This window comes from Massilia sp. BAP21, from assembly GCF_057801335.1.
In genome coordinates this window covers 5352433-5369623 of record NZ_CM173596.1, presented here as the reverse complement: position 1 = coordinate 5369623, position 17191 = coordinate 5352433, and the positions used below count along the sequence as shown (strand labels likewise).

The window sequence follows — 17191 nt, the reverse complement described above, 5'->3', positions numbered from 1 at the left end:
AGCGCTCGCCGCCGGCTTCGCTGCTGCGCTGCAGTTCGATGGGCTATCGGACCAATACGGGTCGCGTCAGGCCTGGACCTTGCGCCGGATATTGTTAAGATGCTCGCTTTATCGAGAGGTCATTATGTCAGACAGCAGCAGGCCGGACATTCCGTTCACGCTTACCGACATCGATGTGGGTGCGCGGCTGGTCGAGGCCCTGATTGCACATGTGCGTTCCAAGGGGCCAGTGCCGATCGACTATGCGGGCGTGCTCGAGCGTGCCCGCCTCATGTATCCGCACGATGAAACGCTGGGCCGTGCGGTGCCCGTGGGGATAGGGCCGAAGCTGGCATTCGTTGCGCGCTTTTGCGAAGCGGGCGGGTTTCCCGACCTGGCGCGCCTGGTTGTGAAAGACGTCTCTGGCAGGGACGCGAACGGCGGCGAGCAGGAAATCGGCGGCGCCGACTGGCCGGCCGCGCTGGCGCAGCTTGGCGCACATGTCGCCCAGGCCCGCGCCGCGCTGCCGAGAAACCTGAAGCCGCGCAAGGAGCGCCCGGCGGAGGTGGCCTGGTATGCCTACTTCTGTTCGCATCGCGAAGCCTGCGCCAAGGTGACGAGCGAAGACAAGAAGGAGATCGTGAACATGTTGATGTCGGGCCTCGACCCGGACACGGCACTGCGCCGGTTTCTCGTCGCGAAGGCCGACTTCGAGCGTGCGGCATGAGGCCTTGCGCAAGCGCATCCAGTTTGCTATAGTTCGGTCCCTCGCAGAAACGACAACGAAATCAAGTAGTTGAAGTGATAACGAGAACCGCAGAATCTGCGGTGTAGCAAAAAAGAGGTTGACGAGTATCACGAAACACTTTATGATTCTGTCCCTCTGCTGCTGACGAACAAAACGATTCGCAAGCGCAGCAAGATGAAGCACCGAATAAGTTCTTTAACAATTAACAGTCGATAAGTGTGGGCGTTTGATGAAGGTGCCAGCTGACTAGTTCAGCTGATTACTTAAATTATCAAATGTTCGCACAAAAGAAATACGTTATCTCAGCAATGGGATGACGGTCAGTATTTTGAGTGAGCGACACTTCGAAAGAAGTTGCCAGAAATGGCGAAAACAGAGATTGAACTGAAGAGTTTGATCCTGGCTCAGATTGAACGCTGGCGGCATGCTTTACACATGCAAGTCGAACGGCAGCGCGGGGCAACCTGGCGGCGAGTGGCGAACGGGTGAGTAATATATCGGAACGTACCCAAGAGTGGGGGATAACGTAGCGAAAGTTACGCTAATACCGCATACGATCTAAGGATGAAAGTGGGGGATCTTCGGACCTCATGCTCCTGGAGCGGCCGATATCTGATTAGCTAGTTGGTGAGGTAAAGGCTCACCAAGGCGACGATCAGTAGCTGGTCTGAGAGGACGACCAGCCACACTGGAACTGAGACACGGTCCAGACTCCTACGGGAGGCAGCAGTGGGGAATTTTGGACAATGGGCGCAAGCCTGATCCAGCAATGCCGCGTGAGTGAAGAAGGCCTTCGGGTTGTAAAGCTCTTTTGTCAGGGAAGAAACGGTAGAGGCTAATATCCTTTGCTAATGACGGTACCTGAAGAATAAGCACCGGCTAACTACGTGCCAGCAGCCGCGGTAATACGTAGGGTGCAAGCGTTAATCGGAATTACTGGGCGTAAAGCGTGCGCAGGCGGTTTTGTAAGTCTGACGTGAAAGCCCCGGGCTCAACCTGGGAATTGCGTTGGAGACTGCAAGGCTTGAATCTGGCAGAGGGGGGTAGAATTCCACGTGTAGCAGTGAAATGCGTAGAGATGTGGAGGAACACCGATGGCGAAGGCAGCCCCCTGGGTCAAGATTGACGCTCATGCACGAAAGCGTGGGGAGCAAACAGGATTAGATACCCTGGTAGTCCACGCCCTAAACGATGTCTACTAGTTGTCGGGTTTTAATTAACTTGGTAACGCAGCTAACGCGTGAAGTAGACCGCCTGGGGAGTACGGTCGCAAGATTAAAACTCAAAGGAATTGACGGGGACCCGCACAAGCGGTGGATGATGTGGATTAATTCGATGCAACGCGAAAAACCTTACCTACCCTTGACATGTCAGGAAGTCCGGAGAGATCTGGATGTGCCCGAAAGGGAACCTGAACACAGGTGCTGCATGGCTGTCGTCAGCTCGTGTCGTGAGATGTTGGGTTAAGTCCCGCAACGAGCGCAACCCTTGTCATTAGTTGCTACGCAAGAGCACTCTAATGAGACTGCCGGTGACAAACCGGAGGAAGGTGGGGATGACGTCAAGTCCTCATGGCCCTTATGGGTAGGGCTTCACACGTCATACAATGGTACATACAGAGGGCCGCCAACCCGCGAGGGGGAGCTAATCCCAGAAAGTGTATCGTAGTCCGGATCGCAGTCTGCAACTCGACTGCGTGAAGTTGGAATCGCTAGTAATCGCGGATCAGCATGTCGCGGTGAATACGTTCCCGGGTCTTGTACACACCGCCCGTCACACCATGGGAGCGGGTTTTACCAGAAGTAGGTAGCTTAACCGTAAGGAGGGCGCTTACCACGGTAGGATTCGTGACTGGGGTGAAGTCGTAACAAGGTAGCCGTATCGGAAGGTGCGGCTGGATCACCTCCTTTCTAGAGTAGCACCGGTCCTAGAGACCAGTCACTAAACGCTCACACTTATCGGCTGTTGAATGAACTGTACTTATCCAAGGCGCATGCCTTCGATAAGTATAGTTTGCGTTCTTTAACAATCTGGAAGAAGTAAAGTTTTTTTAAGCGTGCATGTAAAAGTGCACACTTAGGGTAGTAATCAAGTATCAACAAACATGCAACACGCTGTACTCTTGATTTCTATGACGCTCCCTGTGTCAGCAGGGGCTAACGTTATAGGGACAAGCGAATAAGTGCACATGGTGGATGCCTTGGCGATTACAGGCGATGAAGGACGTAGTAGCTTGCGATAAGCTGCGGGGAGTGAGCAAACACACTTTGATCCGCAGATTTCCGAATGGGGAAACCCGGCCCTTTGGGTCATTGCATGCTGAATACATAGGCATGCAAAGCGAACGCGGCGAACTGAAACATCTAAGTAGCTGCAGGAAAAGAAATCAACCGAGATTCCCAAAGTAGTGGCGAGCGAAATGGGAAGAGCCTGTACGTGATAGTCGATCAGATAGCAGAATCCTTTGGAAACAGGAACCATAGCGGGTGATAGTCCCGTATGCGAAATCTGGACGGTGGTACTAAGCGTACGACAAGTAGGGCGGGACACGAGAAATCCTGTCTGAACATGGGGGGACCATCCTCCAAGGCTAAATACTCGTAATCGACCGATAGTGAACCAGTACCGTGAGGGAAAGGCGAAAAGAACCCCGGGAGGGGAGTGAAATAGATCCTGAAACCGTGTGCATACAAACAGTCGGAGCGGACTTGTTCCGTGACGGCGTACCTTTTGTATAATGGGTCAGCGACTTACATTCAGTGGCGAGGTTAACCGGATAGGGGAGCCGTAGAGAAATCGAGTCCGAACAGGGCGACAGTCGCTGGGTGTAGACCCGAAACCAAGTGATCTACCCATGGCCAGGATGAAGGTGCGGTAACACGCCCTGGAGGTCCGAACCCACTAATGTTGAAAAATTAGGGGATGAGCTGTGGGTAGGGGTGAAAGGCTAAACAAACTTGGAAATAGCTGGTTCTCTCCGAAAACTATTTAGGTAGTGCCTCAAGTATCACCATCGGGGGTAGAGCACTGTTATGGCTAGGGGGTCATTGCGACTTACCAAACCATTGCAAACTCCGAATACCGATGAGTGCGAGCTTGGGAGACAGACGTCGGGTGCTAACGTCCGGCGTCAAGAGGGAAACAACCCAGACCGCCAGCTAAGGTCCCAAAGATTGGCTAAGTGGAAAACGAAGTGGGAAGGCTAAAACAGTCAGGATGTTGGCTTAGAAGCAGCCACCATTTAAAGAAAGCGTAATAGCTCACTGATCGAGTCGTCCTGCGCGGAAGATGTAACGGGGCTAAGCCAGTCACCGAAGCTGCGGATATGTCTTAGGACATATGGTAGGAGAGCGTTCTGTAAGCCTGCGAAGGTGTCTTGTAAAGGATGCTGGAGGTATCAGAAGTGCGAATGCTGACATGAGTAGCGATAATGCGGGTGAAAAGCCCGCACGCCGTAAGCCCAAGGTTTCCTGTTCAACGTTCATCGGAGCAGGGTGAGTCGGCCCCTAAGGCGAGGCAGAGATGCGTAGCTGATGGGAAGCAGGTTAATATTCCTGCACCGTCGTATGATGCGATGGGGGGACGGATCGCGGAAGGTTGTCCAGCTGTTGGAATAGCTGGTTTCTGGTTCATAGAAGGTACTTAGGCAAATCCGGGTACGTAATTCAAGGGACTGGGACGTGTGGCCATGCGCCACGAAGCAATCGGAAGTGGTTCCAAGAAAAGCCTCTAAGCTTCAGTCATACGAGACCGTACCGCAAACCGACACAGGTGGGCGAGATGAGTATTCTAAGGCGCTTGAGAGAACTCGGGAGAAGGAACTCGGCAAATTGGTACCGTAACTTCGGGAAAAGGTACGCCCCGGTAGCTTGACCACTTTACTGTGGAAGGGTGAAAGGGTTGCAATAAACTGGTGGCTGCGACTGTTTAATAAAAACACAGCACTCTGCAAACACGAAAGTGGACGTATAGGGTGTGACGCCTGCCCGGTGCTGGAAGATTAAATGATGGGGTGCAAGCTCTTGATTGAAGTCCCAGTAAACGGCGGCCGTAACTATAACGGTCCTAAGGTAGCGAAATTCCTTGTCGGGTAAGTTCCGACCTGCACGAATGGCGTAACGATGGCCACACTGTCTCCTCCCGAGACTCAGCGAAGTTGAAATGTTTGTGATGATGCAATCTACCCGCGGCTAGACGGAAAGACCCCATGAACCTTTACTGTAGCTTTGCATTGGACTTTGAACCAATCTGTGTAGGATAGGTGGGAGGCTTTGAAGCGGGGACGCCAGTTCTCGTGGAGCCATCCTTGAAATACCACCCTGGTTTGTTTGAGGTTCTAACCTTGGTCCGTTATCCGGATCGGGGACAGTGCATGGTAGGCAGTTTGACTGGGGCGGTCTCCTCCTAAAGTGTAACGGAGGAGTTCGAAGGTACGCTAGGTACGGTCGGACATCGTGCTAATAGTGCAATGGCATAAGCGTGCTTAACTGCGAGACCGACAAGTCGAGCAGGTACGAAAGTAGGACATAGTGATCCGGTGGTTCTGTATGGAAGGGCCATCGCTCAACGGATAAAAGGTACTCTGGGGATAACAGGCTGATTCCTCCCAAGAGTTCATATCGACGGGGGAGTTTGGCACCTCGATGTCGGCTCATCACATCCTGGGGCTGTAGCCGGTCCCAAGGGTATGGCTGTTCGCCATTTAAAGTGGTACGTGAGCTGGGTTTAAAACGTCGTGAGACAGTTTGGTCCCTATCTGCCGTGGGCGTTGGAAATTTGAAGGGGGCTGCTCCTAGTACGAGAGGACCGGAGTGGACGAACCTCTGGTGTACCGGTTGTCACGCCAGTGGCATTGCCGGGTAGCTAAGTTCGGAAGAGATAACCGCTGAAAGCATCTAAGCGGGAAACTTGCCTTGAGATGAGATTTCCCGGAGCCTTGAGCTCCTTGAAGGGTCGTTCGAGACCAGGACGTTGATAGGCTGGGTGTGGAAGTGCAGTAATGCATTAAGCTAACCAGTACTAATTGCCCGTACGGCTTGTCCCTATAACCTTAGCAGGTATAGTTAAATCGAGAATACAGTGCTGTTTGTTGACACGACAGTTACTACCCACTTTACTTCCTCCAGATTCTGAGCCGCGTTCACCACGAACGAAGCTCGTACAAGTCATGCCTGATGACCATAGCAAGTCGGTCCCACCCCTTCCCATCCCGAACAGGACCGTGAAACGACTTTGCGCCGATGATAGTGCTGCAACCAGTGTGAAAGTAGGTTATCGTCAGGCTAGTTAATACGTAGTAAGCAAAGAAGCCCCGCCCAGGAAACTGGTCGGGGCTTTTTGCTTTTCTCGGCGCTTGCCACATCCATTTCCACACAACCGAATAGAAACGCCTGTCTCAAAAAATCTCTTTTCAGATAAGGCTCGCCGCGCACGCGATTTCGTATCTATAATGCAATTTTTATAGCCGACGTCGATTCCATGATCCCGCTCTCCCGCGCTTTCTTCGTTTCCCTGTTACGGTACAGTGCCTGCGCGAGCATTGCGCTCGTCAATCCGGCAATCGCGCAAACGCTGCCTTCCGGCTGCGATATGGGCGAGCTGGCGACCTTGCCCCTCAAATGGACCGACGACATGCGTCCGATCAGCGAGGCGGTGATCAATGGCAGGCCGGTTCCCGTCATGGTCAGTACCGCCGAGGCGGAAGCGGTCGTCCTCAACAAGAAGACCTTGAACAAGCTCGGCATTGCGGTACGCAGTTCGACGAGCACCATGGCTCCCGAAGACGCTCGCAACCCGACCGGCAACTACCTGGTGCGCGAGGTGTCGTATGCCATGCTCGACGATTTTTCTTTCGGCACTGCGAAGAAAAAGGATGTCACCTACAGGGTGCAGGATTTCATGGACGATACCTTCGGGGTGAGGATCGGCGCCGGCACGCTGCTGCAAACCGATATCGAGATCGCCCTGGATGCCGGCTATATCAAGTTGTTCAAGCCGAAAGGCTGTTTCCGCGATCACCTCGTTTACTGGGATCCGCAGGCGATCAGCGTCCTCAGCACATGGGACGTGCTGAAACGCGATCCGCGCATCCTGTTCAACATGCAGGTCGGCGGCAAGACCGTGTCGGCCCTGCTGTCGACCGCCACCCCGCATTCCTATATGCCGCGGGCTGCAGCGGAAAGGCTGGGCTTGTCGGCCAGCTCGCCCGGCGCGATGCGCGAAGATCCTTTGCCCGGCCATGGGCCCGAGCAGCCGGTATGGAAAGTCCCGGTATCGAGCATCTCGATCGGGGCCCTCGAGGTAAAGGACTTCGACCTGCGGCTGATGGACTTGCCGCACTCCGGCGAGATCATGGTACTGGGCGCCGATTTCCTGCACCGCTACCGCGTATACGTCGCCATGAGCCAGAACCAGGTCTACCTGTCGCCGATCCGGACTCCACGCGCGGTGCGGCGCGGCTCGGTCGAGGTGATCGGAACGCCGACCCAACGCAATGAACCATGACTTGACGAGGGTCGCTTGACATATCTCGCCTCCATCCTGGTGCTCTGTCTTTCCCTGCTGTCGACGGCGGCACGCGCGCAGCCGCTGACGCTGGAAGACATGACCGACGCCTCGGGCATGACCATGGCCAGCCTGTCCCCCGACGGGCGCCACATCGCGGCCATCCTCTTCGGCGGCACGAATTACGTCCTGATCCTGATCGAGACCGAAACGCTCGCCGTGAAGAAGCTGCGCGAGGGCGGCAGGTATTCGAAAGGCTACTGGAGCTACCTGAAGGCGCCCTACAACGTGACCTGGGCCGACAACGATGTGCTGGCCGTCGATTACGGCTACGATGCGGAGTCGATGGACCTGGAGGGCAAGAAGCTGCATACGCTGGGCGAGACGGTCATCGGCCGTTTCGGTGCCGGGGGCGCGACCGGCGACGTGCTCGTCATGAAGGACGAGCGTAACCACCTGATGGCACGCTGCAAGGCACGCACGGCGCAGTGCACGAAACTCTGGCATCCGGACGGCAAGCCCATCCACCTCGCATTCGACAAGGAAGGCACGCTGCGTGCGGTCACCGTGATGAATTCCAGCCTGTTCAAGGAGGCCACGACGGTCGCCAACTGGTACAAGCCGGCGGACAAGAACACCTGGACCAAGCTGGCCGAATTCGGTGTCGACGACGATTACTGGGTGCCGGTCTACGTTCCCGACGAGCCGAATACGCTGGTAATCGGTTCGCGCGCCGGGCGCGACACCCGAGCGCTGTTCCACTACGATACCGTCGAACGGCGCCAGACCGAACTGCTGGCCGGCCATCCGACGCAGGACATCCTGTGGTTCAAGGGCATCGACAAGACAGCCTTCGATTCCGTCGTCACCGGCGGGATGATGCGCGAGCAGGTCTGGTTCGATCCGGCCTGGGCCGGCATGCAGAAGCAGATCGACGTCCTGCTGCCGAAGCGGGTCAATGTGATCTCGGGCGACCCGCGCCGCGCGGTGCTGGTCCATTCCTATGCCGACGTCGATCCGGGCACGTGGTACTACTTCGATATCGCCAAAAAGGCGCTGGTCATGGTCGGCAAGGCCAGGGCCACTGTCGACCGCGCACGGATGCGTCCGATGGAAATCATGTCGTACAAGGCTGCCGATGGCCTGACGATTCCCGCCTACCTGACGCGCCCTGCCGGCGCCGCGACGCCGGCACCCATGATCGTGCTGATCCATGGCGGGCCGATCGCACGCGACCACTGGGAATGGGACCGCGACGTCCAGTTGTTCGCCGACCGCGGCTACCTGGTCTTCCAGCCCCAGTTCAGGGGATCGAGCGGTTTTGGCCGCCAGTTCGAGGAAGCGGGGTTCCGCGAGTGGGGCAAGTCCATGCAGGACGATATTACGGACGGCGTGCGTTACCTGGTCAGCCAGGGCATCGCCGATCCGCAGCGCATCTGCATCGTCGGCGCGAGCTACGGCGGCTACGCCGCCCTGTGGGGACTGATGAAGACGCCGGACCTGTATCGCTGCGGGATCAGCTTCGCGGGCGTGACCGACATCGGCGACCTGTTCTCCGACTGGACCGATGCCACCTTCAACAAGGCAGTGCGCCAGATGCGCAAGCGCCAGATCGGCGACAGGGCGCTCGACGCCGAACGCTTCGATGCGGTCTCGCCGCTCAAGCATGCGGCCAGCATCCAGTCGCCTGTCCTGCTCATACACGGCAAGGACGACGAACGGGTACCGATCGCCCACGGCAAGCGGATGCGCGACGCGCTCGAGGCCAATCACAAACAGGTCGCGTGGCTGGCCCTGGACGAGGAAGGGCACAGCCTGTATCGCCAGGTCAGCCAGATCGCGTATTACGAAGCCATCTTCGGCTTCCTCGACAAGCACCTGCCGGTGTCGCAGGCGCCGCATGCTCCCGGGCCGGCGCCAGGCGTTCCTCGCCCTGGCGAGACCCCAGCGGCCGCCGGCTCGCCTCGCGTAGAATAAGGTCCATCGCATCGAACGGACCTGCTTTGCATTCTGCCCTCAAGCCCATCCTCCGGGCAGCGCTCTTCTACCTGCTGTCGGTCCTGGCCATCGCGGGCGTGCTGGTGGCCGGCGGCTACCTGGTCGATGCCGTCAAGGGCGCCGTCGGTGCGCGCGAGCGGCTTGCGCTGCTGACGGGCGCTCAGGAGGAGCTGGCGCGCTACCGCCAGGACGAGGCCGCCGCCCTGCAGGCACGGCTGGCCACGGCGCGCGAACTGCCGCTGGCCGCACTCGACGAACGCATACGCGGCGTCAGCGCCGAATTGGCCGCACAAACAGCACACGCCGCCGACGAACGCGGCGAACTGGCGATCCTGCTGGACGCGGGGCCTGAGCGCTATGCCACGGGGCTGGCCGCGCGCTACCAGGCCAGGCTGGCGCAGGCGCTCCTGCAGCAGGAACTCGCTTACCTGCAAGGCCTGCGCGGCCAGCTCCTGGCCCTGCAGAGCCGCGCGGCCGCAGCCAGCGAGCTAGCCCGGCTGCACGCGCAGCACCGCAGCGCCTACGATCGGGTACTGCGCAAGCGGCAGGAGATTGCGCAGCTGGGCTGGATCGAGGCCAGGCGCATGGAATACCCTTGGGCGCGCAGCCCGCGGCTGGACAGGCTGGCCGCCGAACTGAAGCAGATGACGGCCGAGAACAACCGCCTCGCCGCCGCCTGGCGCGCCCAGGCGCAGGCCCTGCAGCGCATGCGCAGTATATCGGCCCTGCCTGCGTTCGCGCTCGACGAGCGTCAGCTGGACCAAGTCCTGGCGCCGCTCGAAGAGCAGGTCGCCACAGCCCGCGCCGCGGTCGCCGGGCACTGGCTGACGCGCATCGCCGAACCGTTCAAGCGGGTCTTGCCGCTGGCTTGCGCCATCCTGGCCATGGCGATCCTCGGGCGCGCGGCCATCCGCGCCGCGTTCTACTTCGTGCTCGCGCCGCTGGTCACGCGCGGCCCACCCCTGCGGCTGGAGCGCCAGGGCGATTGCCCGGCGGACGGGGAAGGCGTCGAGGTCCTGGCGCCATCGGCCGTCTCGCAAACGCTGCGACTCCGTCCCGACGAGGAATTGCTGGTGCTGCCGGCCTACCTGCAAAGCGCGCCGGTGGGCGCGGCGCGCAGTACGCGCTGGCTGGTCAAGGGACGCCCGTGGGCCAGCCTGACCTCGGGCATGGCCCTGCTCACTTGCGTGCGCAGCCCCAGCCCGGAAGAGGCGGTCGTGCTGTCGGCAAGCGACGATGGCCTGAGCGAGATCGCGCTGCTGCGCGTGCCGCCTGGGCAGGCGCTGGTGATCCAGCCGCGCGCGCTGGTCGGCCTGGTGACGCGGCAGGGGTATCCGCTCGACATCGCCTGGCGCTGGCGCCTGGCCTCGCTCCATGCCTGGCTGACCTTGCAGCTGCGCTTCTTCGTCGTCCGCGGCCCCGTGACCCTGGCGGTGCAGGGCAAGCGCGGCGTGCGCGTCCAGCCGGCGCAGGGAACGCAGTCGATCCGCCAAACCGCGACCCTGGGGTTCTCGACCGGCGTGGCGTATTCGACGGTCCGCAGCGAACCCTTCCTGCCTTACCTGCGCGGCCAGGCGCCCTTGCTGAACGACCGCTTCGGCGGCGCCGGTGTCTATCTCTACGACGAGACGCCGGGCGCCGGCCGCCGGCAGGGACGCATCGGCCGCGGCCTGGAAGGCTTGAGCGATGCGCTGCTCAAGCTGGTCGGCTACTAAGTACCCACCCATAAATAAATGTGTTTTTGGCTGCCATAACCGGCGCGTTGCTGCGTTGGCTCGTGCTTGCAGTGCTCGCACTGCGGCGCGCTCGCCGCCTTGCACCGCATCCGGTTCTGTTTGCCAAAACTCACATTTATTTCCGGTTGGGTACTTAGGTGCTTAAGGGACGTACTTCCAGTTGCCCTTCTCGATACGCACCATCACCTGCGAGCGCTGGTCCAGGCCCTGGTGGTTGGTCGGGCTCATGTTGAAGATGCCGTGCGAGGCCGGCAGGTTCTTGATGCCTTCCAGCGAATCGCGCAGGGCCGCGCGGAATTCCCTGGTGCCCGGCTTGGCCTTCGGCACGGCGGTCTTGGCCGCTTCCTGCAGCAGCATCGCCGCATCCCAGGCGTGGCCCCCAAAAGTAGACAGGCTCTCCTTCTTGAACGCGCCGTTGTACTTGTTCACGTAGGTGAGCGCAGATTTCTTCACCGGGTTGGTGTCGGGCAACTGGTTCACCACCAGCATCGGGCCGGCCGGCAGGAAGGTGCCTTCGCAGTCGGACGCGCACACGCGCAGGAAGTCGCTGTTGGCCACGCCATGGGTCTGGTAGATCTTGCCCTTGTAGCCGCGCTCGCGCAGCGCCTTTTGCGGCAGGGCGGCCGGGGTGCCGGAACCGGCGATCAGGATCGCATCGGGATTGGCCGACACCATCTTCAGCACCTGGCCGGTCACCGAGGTGTCGGTGCGCGCGAAGCGTTCGTTGGCCACCACCTTGATCTTGCGCGCCGGCGCCACTTTCTCGACCTCGCCCCACCAGCCTTCCCCGTAGGCGTCGCTGAAGCCGATGAAGCCCATGGTCTTCACGCCGTTGTTGCTCATGTGCTGGGTGATCGCCGCCGCCATCTGGCCGTCGTGCTGGGTGGTCTTGAAGACCCAGCGGCGCTTGGCGTCCATCGGCTCCACGATGCGCGCGGCGCCGGCGATGGTGATCATCGGCGTCTCGGTTTCGGCCGCCACTTCCAGCATCGCCAGCGAGGTCGGCGTGATCGAGGAGCCGATCAGCAGGTCGACCTTGTCTTCCGAGACCAGCTTGCGCGCATTCTTGACCGCCTGGGTGGCGTCCGAGGCGTCGTCGAGCACGATGTACTGCACCTTCTGGCCGGCGATCTCGGCCGGGAACAGCGAGACCGTGTTCTTTTCCGGGATGCCGAGCGAGGCGGCCGGGCCGGTGGTCGAGATCGATACGCCGACCTTGATCTGGGCGTGGGCAGTCGCCGCGGCGCCGAAGGCAGCCAGCGTGGCGACGGTGAGGGCGGTCTTGCGCAAGGAAATGAGGCGGTTCATGGAGTCTCCTTTGTTGTTGGATATGCGGCAGGAACAAACCATAGTATGGCCCAGGGAAAGCAAAAAATGTCGGTTTCTCAACAGTTTTCGCATATCATCTAAAACAAATCGGGCATCAGAAGGCCTGTGCATTCTCTTTTGTGCCGCCTGGCGAAACGCAGGCGTGCAGAGCGGCATGCAACGGGTCCGCCTTCGACAGACACTTTCGAGGAGAGGAGGGCCACGGGCGCAGGATGCTGCACGCCCGCAGGCAGCGGTATGGATTTATCGATCTTCGCCATCCTGACCCAGGATGGCATCGCCAGCGGGGCCGTGTACGTGCTGCTGGCCCTGGCGCTGGTGCTGGTGTTTTCGATCACGCGCGTGATCTTCATTCCGATCGGCGAGTTCGTCGCTTTCGGCGCACTCACCATGGCGGCGCTGCAGGCCGGCACGCCGCCGCAGAGCGCGCTCCTGCTGCTGGTGCTGGGCCTGGCCTGCTTCGTGCAGGAGCTGGTCGGCACGCTGCGCGGCGCCTCGGCCGGGCAAAACCGCACACGCGTGCTCGGCCTGTCCTTCCTCAAGTTCGTGCTGCTGCCGGCCGCCCTCTACGCCGCCGCCCGCGCGGTCGACGGCACGGCCTTGCCGATGCTGGTGCAGGTGCTGTTCACCTTTGCCATCGTCGCGCCGATGGGGCCGATGATGTACCGCCTGGCCTTCCAGCCGCTGGCCGAAAGCCCCGTGCTGGTCCTGCTCATCGTATCGGTGGCCGTGCACCTGGTCCTGCTCGGCATCGGCCTGGTGATCTTCGGCGCCGAAGGCTCGCGCACCACGCCGTTTTCTTCGCACGTGTTCAACTTCGGCACCCTGAGCATTTCCGGCCAGAGCGTGGTCGTGATCGCCACCGCGGTCCTCCTGATCGGTGCGCTGTTCCTGTACTTCGACCGTACGCTGTCCGGCAAAGCCCTGCGCGCCACCGCCGTCAACCGGCGCGGCGCGCGCCTGGTCGGCATCGGCACCACGGCGGCGGGACGCCTGGCTTTCCTGCTGGCGTCGAGCATCGGCACCCTGTGCGGCGTGCTGATCGCGCCGCTCACCACGGTCTACTACGACAGCGGCTTCCTGATGGGCCTGAAGGGCTTCGTCGGCGCCATCATCGGCGGCCTGGCGAGCTACCCGCTGGCGGCAGCCGGCGCCCTGATGGTCGGCCTGCTCGAAGCCTATTCCTCGTTCTACGCCAGCTCCTACAAGGAAGTCATCGTGTTCACCCTGATCATTCCGGTGCTGCTGTGGCGCTCGATCGTGCATCCGCAGGTCGAGGAGGGCGAAGCATGACGCGCCGTTCCCTGTTCATTTTCGCGCTGGCCGCCTGCGTGTTCGGGCTGCTGCCGCTGCCGGCCTACTGGGTCACGCTCGGCAACTACATCGGCCTGTATGCCATCGTCGCGCTCGGCCTGGTGCTGCTCACCGGCGTCGGCGGGCTGACCTCCTTCGGGCAGGCCGCCTTTGTCGGCCTGGGCGCCTACGCCACCGCGTACCTGTCCACGAGCGCCGGGCTCTCGCCCTGGCTCGGGCTGGTCGCGGGACTGGTCATCACCGCCGTGTCCGCGCTGTTCATCGGCGCCATCATGCTGCGCCTGTCCGGCCACTACCTGCCGCTCGGGACCATCGCCTGGGGCCTGTCGCTGTACTACCTGTTCGGGAACATGGAGTCGCTCGGCAAGCACGACGGCATCGCCGGCATTCCTCCGTTGACGCTGTTCGGGCTCGACCTCGGTTCCGGTAAAAGCATGTACTTCCTGATCTGGCTGGTGCTGCTGGTGGCGGTGGTCCTGCTGCGCAACCTGCTCAATTCGCGCTCGGGCCGTGCGATCCGCGCGTTGAAGGGCGGCGGCGTGATGGCCGAAGCCATGGGCGTGAACACGGCGGCGATGAAGATCCGTATCTTCGTCATCGCCGCGCTGCTGGCCTGCGTGTCGGGCTGGCTGTATGCCCACCTGCAGCGCGCCGTGAATCCCTCGCCCTTCGGCCTGAACGCGGGCATCGAATACCTGTTCATGGCGGTGATCGGCGGCGCCGGCTACCTGTGGGGCGCGATCCTCGGCGCGGCCGTGCTCACCATCCTCAAGGACCAGCTGCAAAGCTACCTGCCGGCGCTGCTCGGCTCGAACGGCAACTTCGAGATCATCGTCTTCGGCGTGCTGATGGTGATCCTGCTGCAGCATGCCCGCAACGGCATCTGGCCATTCATCGCGGCGCGCCTGCCGCAGCATCGCGATGCGGTGGCGCCCGACACGGCGGCGCCGCTGGCCCAGCGCGCCAGGGCGGTGGCCGGCTACCCGCTGCTGGTGATCGACAAGGTGCGCAAGCAGTTCGGCGGCCTGGTCGCCGTCAACGACATGAGTTTTACTGTGCACGGCGGCGAGATCGTCGGCCTGATCGGGCCGAACGGCGCCGGTAAATCGACGATGTTCAACCTGGTCACCGGCGTGCTGCCGGCCACCAGCGGCGAAGTGCGCCTGCGCCAGGGCGAGGAACTGGTGCGCATCGATTCGCTGCCCTCGCGCCGCATCGTGCAACTGGGCGTTGGCCGCACCTTCCAGCACGTGCACCTGCTGCCCGAGATGACGGTGCTGGAAAACGTGGCCATCGGCGCCCACCTGCGCGCCCATGGCGGCGTGCTGGCCAGCGCGGTCGGGCTGGACCGCGCGGAGGAAGCGGCGCTGCTGTTCGAGGCGCGCCGCCAGCTCGAGCGCGTGGGCCTGGGCGAACTGCTGTACGAACAGGCCGGCAACCTGGCGCTGGGCCAGCAGCGTATTCTGGAAATCGCGCGCGCGCTGTGCGCCGACCCGGCCCTGCTCCTGCTCGACGAACCGGCCGCCGGCCTGCGCTACAAGGAAAAGCAGGCGCTGGCCGACCTGCTGAACAAACTGAAGGGCGAAGGCATGAGCATCCTGCTGGTCGAGCACGACATGGACTTCGTGATGAACCTGACCGACCGCCTGATCGTGATGGAATTCGGCACCAAGATCGCCGAAGGGAACCCGGCCCAGGTGCAGCAGGACCCGGCCGTGCTGGAAGCCTATCTCGGAGGACTGGACTGATGACGACGCCCGTACTGGAAGTAATCGACCTGCACGTCGCCTATGGCAAGGTCGAGGCCCTGCATGGCGCCAGCATCCGCGTAGGCGCCGGCCAGATCGTGACCGTGATCGGCCCGAACGGCGCCGGCAAGTCGACCATGCTCAATGCGATTGCCGGCGCGCTCGGCGCCAACGCGTCGACGGCAGGCGCGGTGCTGCTGCGCGGCGCCGACGTGAAAGCCTGGCCGGTGGAAGAGCGCGTGGCCCAGGGCATGAGCCTGGTGCCCGAGAGCCGCGACTTGTTCACCACCATGAGCGTCGAAGACAACCTGCTGCTGGGCAGCTACACGCGCTACAAGCGCGGCGAAAAGGATTGGCGCGCGCAGCTGGACGTGGTGTACGAGCTGTTCCCGCGCCTGCGCGAGCGGCGCACGCAGGCGGCCGGCACCATGTCCGGCGGCGAGCGGCAGATGGTGGCGGTCGGCCGCGCGCTGATGGCCAGGCCGGCGCTGCTGATGCTCGACGAGCCGAGCCTGGGCCTGGCGCCGCTGATCGTGAAGGAGATCTTCCGCATCATCGTGCGCCTGAAGGAGACCGGCGTGGCGATCCTGCTGGTCGAGCAGAACGCACGCGCCGCCTTGCAGGCGGCCGATTACGCCTACGTGCTGGAAACCGGCGACGTGGTGATGGAAGGGCCGGCCGCGCAACTGGCGAACGACCCGAAAGTCATCGAGACCTACCTGGGACTGAACAAGAAATCCGCGTGAGGTGAACATGGAAGCGAAGAAGACGATGGAAGCGGTCCGCTGTGTCGGCGTGATCGGGACGGGCGTCATCGGCGCCAGCTGGGCCGCCTATTTTTTGGCGCGCGGCTTCGATGTCTCGGCCTTCGACCCGATGCCGGGCGCCGAACAGGCCTTGCGCGCGGCGGTCGCCCGGCACTGGCCGGTGCTGGAAGAGATGGGGCTGGCCGAAGGCGCGTCGCCCGAGCGGCTGCGCTTCGCGGCCGACCTGGCCACGGCCCTGCAGGGCGTCGACTTCGTCCAGGAAAACGGGCCGGAGCGCGAAGACCTGAAGGTGGCGCTGTTTCGCGACATGGACGCGCTGCTGGCGCCCGATGTGATCCTGGCCTCGAGTTCCTCGGGCCTCCTCATGAGCCGGGTGCAGGGCGCCTGCCGCCATCCCGGGCGCGTGGTGCTCGGCCATCCCTTCAATCCGCCGCACATGATTCCGCTGGTGGAGGTGATCGGCGGGGCCCTGACCGCGCAGCAGACCATCGATCGCGCTATGGCCTTCTACACCGCCATCGGCAAGCGCCCGATCCACGTGCGCAAGGAGGTGCCGGGCCACATCGCCAACCGCCTGCAGGCGGCGCTCTGGCGCGAAGCCTTCCACCTGGTGGAGCAGGGCGTGGCCAGCGTGGCCGACGTCGATACCGCCATCGCCTACGGTCCCGGCTTGCGCTGGGCGCTGATGGGGCCTTTCCTGAACCTGCACCTGTCGGGCGGGGAGGGCGGGCTGCGCCACATGCTGGACCATCTCGGGCCGCCGATCGAAAGCTGGTGGGCGGACCTCGGCACGCCGCACATCACCGAGGACCTGAAGGCGACCCTGTGCGCGGGCCTGGACGAGGCACTGCGCGAGCGCGACCGCGCCGCCCTGGCGCCGGCAAGGGATGCGCTGCTGGCTGGGCTGATCGAGGCGAAAGCGGGCAAGCCGGAACTGCCCTGAGCGACTTCCCCGATCTGAACATGGACACTGGACGATGCGCCAGGCAGGCGCCTCGACAGCAAGGGCTTGCTACGTGCACTAGAAACGTAACTAACCAACAAAGCAAGCCATCACCACCGAAGAAC

At 61.7% G+C, this 17191-nt stretch carries 9 protein-coding genes and 3 rRNA genes; 11 read left to right on the top strand and 1 reads right to left on the bottom strand.

Features of this window, described 5'->3' with window-relative positions:
* Positions 1 to 124: 124 nt before the first annotated feature.
* The 7 genes from ACWYRN_RS23475 to ACWYRN_RS23445 all read left to right on the top strand — a co-directional run bounded on the left by ACWYRN_RS23475 (position 125) and on the right by ACWYRN_RS23445 (position 10944).
* A complete protein-coding gene (locus tag ACWYRN_RS23475; RefSeq protein ID WP_488690217.1) occupies positions 125 to 706 on the top strand; it encodes a hypothetical protein in 582 nt (193 codons plus the stop codon).
* 402 nt (positions 707 to 1108) lie between these two features.
* Positions 1109 to 2637 (top strand): 16S ribosomal RNA (locus ACWYRN_RS23470).
* Between the two features lie 258 nt (positions 2638 to 2895).
* A 23S ribosomal RNA gene (locus ACWYRN_RS23465) occupies positions 2896 to 5771 on the top strand.
* 126 nt (positions 5772 to 5897) lie between these two features.
* Positions 5898 to 6010: ribosomal RNA gene (gene rrf, locus ACWYRN_RS23460) — 5S ribosomal RNA — on the top strand.
* Together the 16S, 23S and 5S rRNA genes form the textbook arrangement of a ribosomal RNA operon.
* Positions 6011 to 6205: 195 nt before the next feature.
* Positions 6206 to 7231 carry a pepsin/retropepsin-like aspartic protease family protein gene (locus ACWYRN_RS23455; RefSeq protein ID WP_488690216.1) on the top strand — a complete coding sequence of 342 codons (1026 nt, stop codon included), beginning with the start codon at positions 6206 to 6208 and terminating at the stop codon, positions 7229 to 7231.
* Positions 7232 to 7246: 15 nt separating this feature from the next.
* Positions 7247 to 9208, top strand: coding sequence for an alpha/beta hydrolase family protein (locus ACWYRN_RS23450; RefSeq protein ID WP_488690215.1), 1962 nt, complete (start codon positions 7247 to 7249; stop codon positions 9206 to 9208).
* Between the two features lie 26 nt (positions 9209 to 9234).
* Complete coding sequence (locus ACWYRN_RS23445) at positions 9235 to 10944, top strand: hypothetical protein (protein ID WP_488690214.1); 1710 nt, start codon at positions 9235 to 9237, stop codon at positions 10942 to 10944.
* Between the two features lie 162 nt (positions 10945 to 11106).
* On the opposite strand, the gene ACWYRN_RS23440 is transcribed toward ACWYRN_RS23445, so the two are convergent.
* Positions 11107 to 12273, bottom strand: coding sequence for an ABC transporter substrate-binding protein (locus ACWYRN_RS23440; protein WP_488690213.1), 1167 nt, complete (start codon positions 12271 to 12273; stop codon positions 11107 to 11109).
* 258 nt (positions 12274 to 12531) lie between these two features.
* On the opposite strand from ACWYRN_RS23440, the gene ACWYRN_RS23435 reads away from it, so the two are divergent.
* From ACWYRN_RS23435 to ACWYRN_RS23420, 4 genes are read left to right on the top strand one after another with little or no spacing between them, the layout of a single operon-like run.
* Positions 12532 to 13587 (top strand): branched-chain amino acid ABC transporter permease, encoded by a 1056-nt coding sequence (locus tag ACWYRN_RS23435; protein ID WP_488690212.1) that lies wholly within the window; start codon positions 12532 to 12534, stop codon positions 13585 to 13587.
* Complete coding sequence (locus ACWYRN_RS23430; RefSeq protein ID WP_488690211.1) at positions 13584 to 15356, top strand: branched-chain amino acid ABC transporter ATP-binding protein/permease; 1773 nt, start codon at positions 13584 to 13586, stop codon at positions 15354 to 15356. The genes ACWYRN_RS23435 and ACWYRN_RS23430 overlap by 4 nt, the downstream gene beginning before the upstream one ends.
* Entirely contained in the window at positions 15356 to 16102 is a 747-nt protein-coding gene (locus tag ACWYRN_RS23425) for an ABC transporter ATP-binding protein (protein ID WP_488690210.1), read from the top strand. Before ACWYRN_RS23430 ends, ACWYRN_RS23425 begins: the two co-directional genes overlap by 1 nt.
* A 7-nt stretch (positions 16103 to 16109) precedes the next feature.
* Positions 16110 to 17066 (top strand): 3-hydroxyacyl-CoA dehydrogenase NAD-binding domain-containing protein, encoded by a 957-nt coding sequence (locus ACWYRN_RS23420; protein WP_488690209.1) that lies wholly within the window; start codon positions 16110 to 16112, stop codon positions 17064 to 17066.
* Positions 17067 to 17191: the final 125 nt, after the last annotated feature.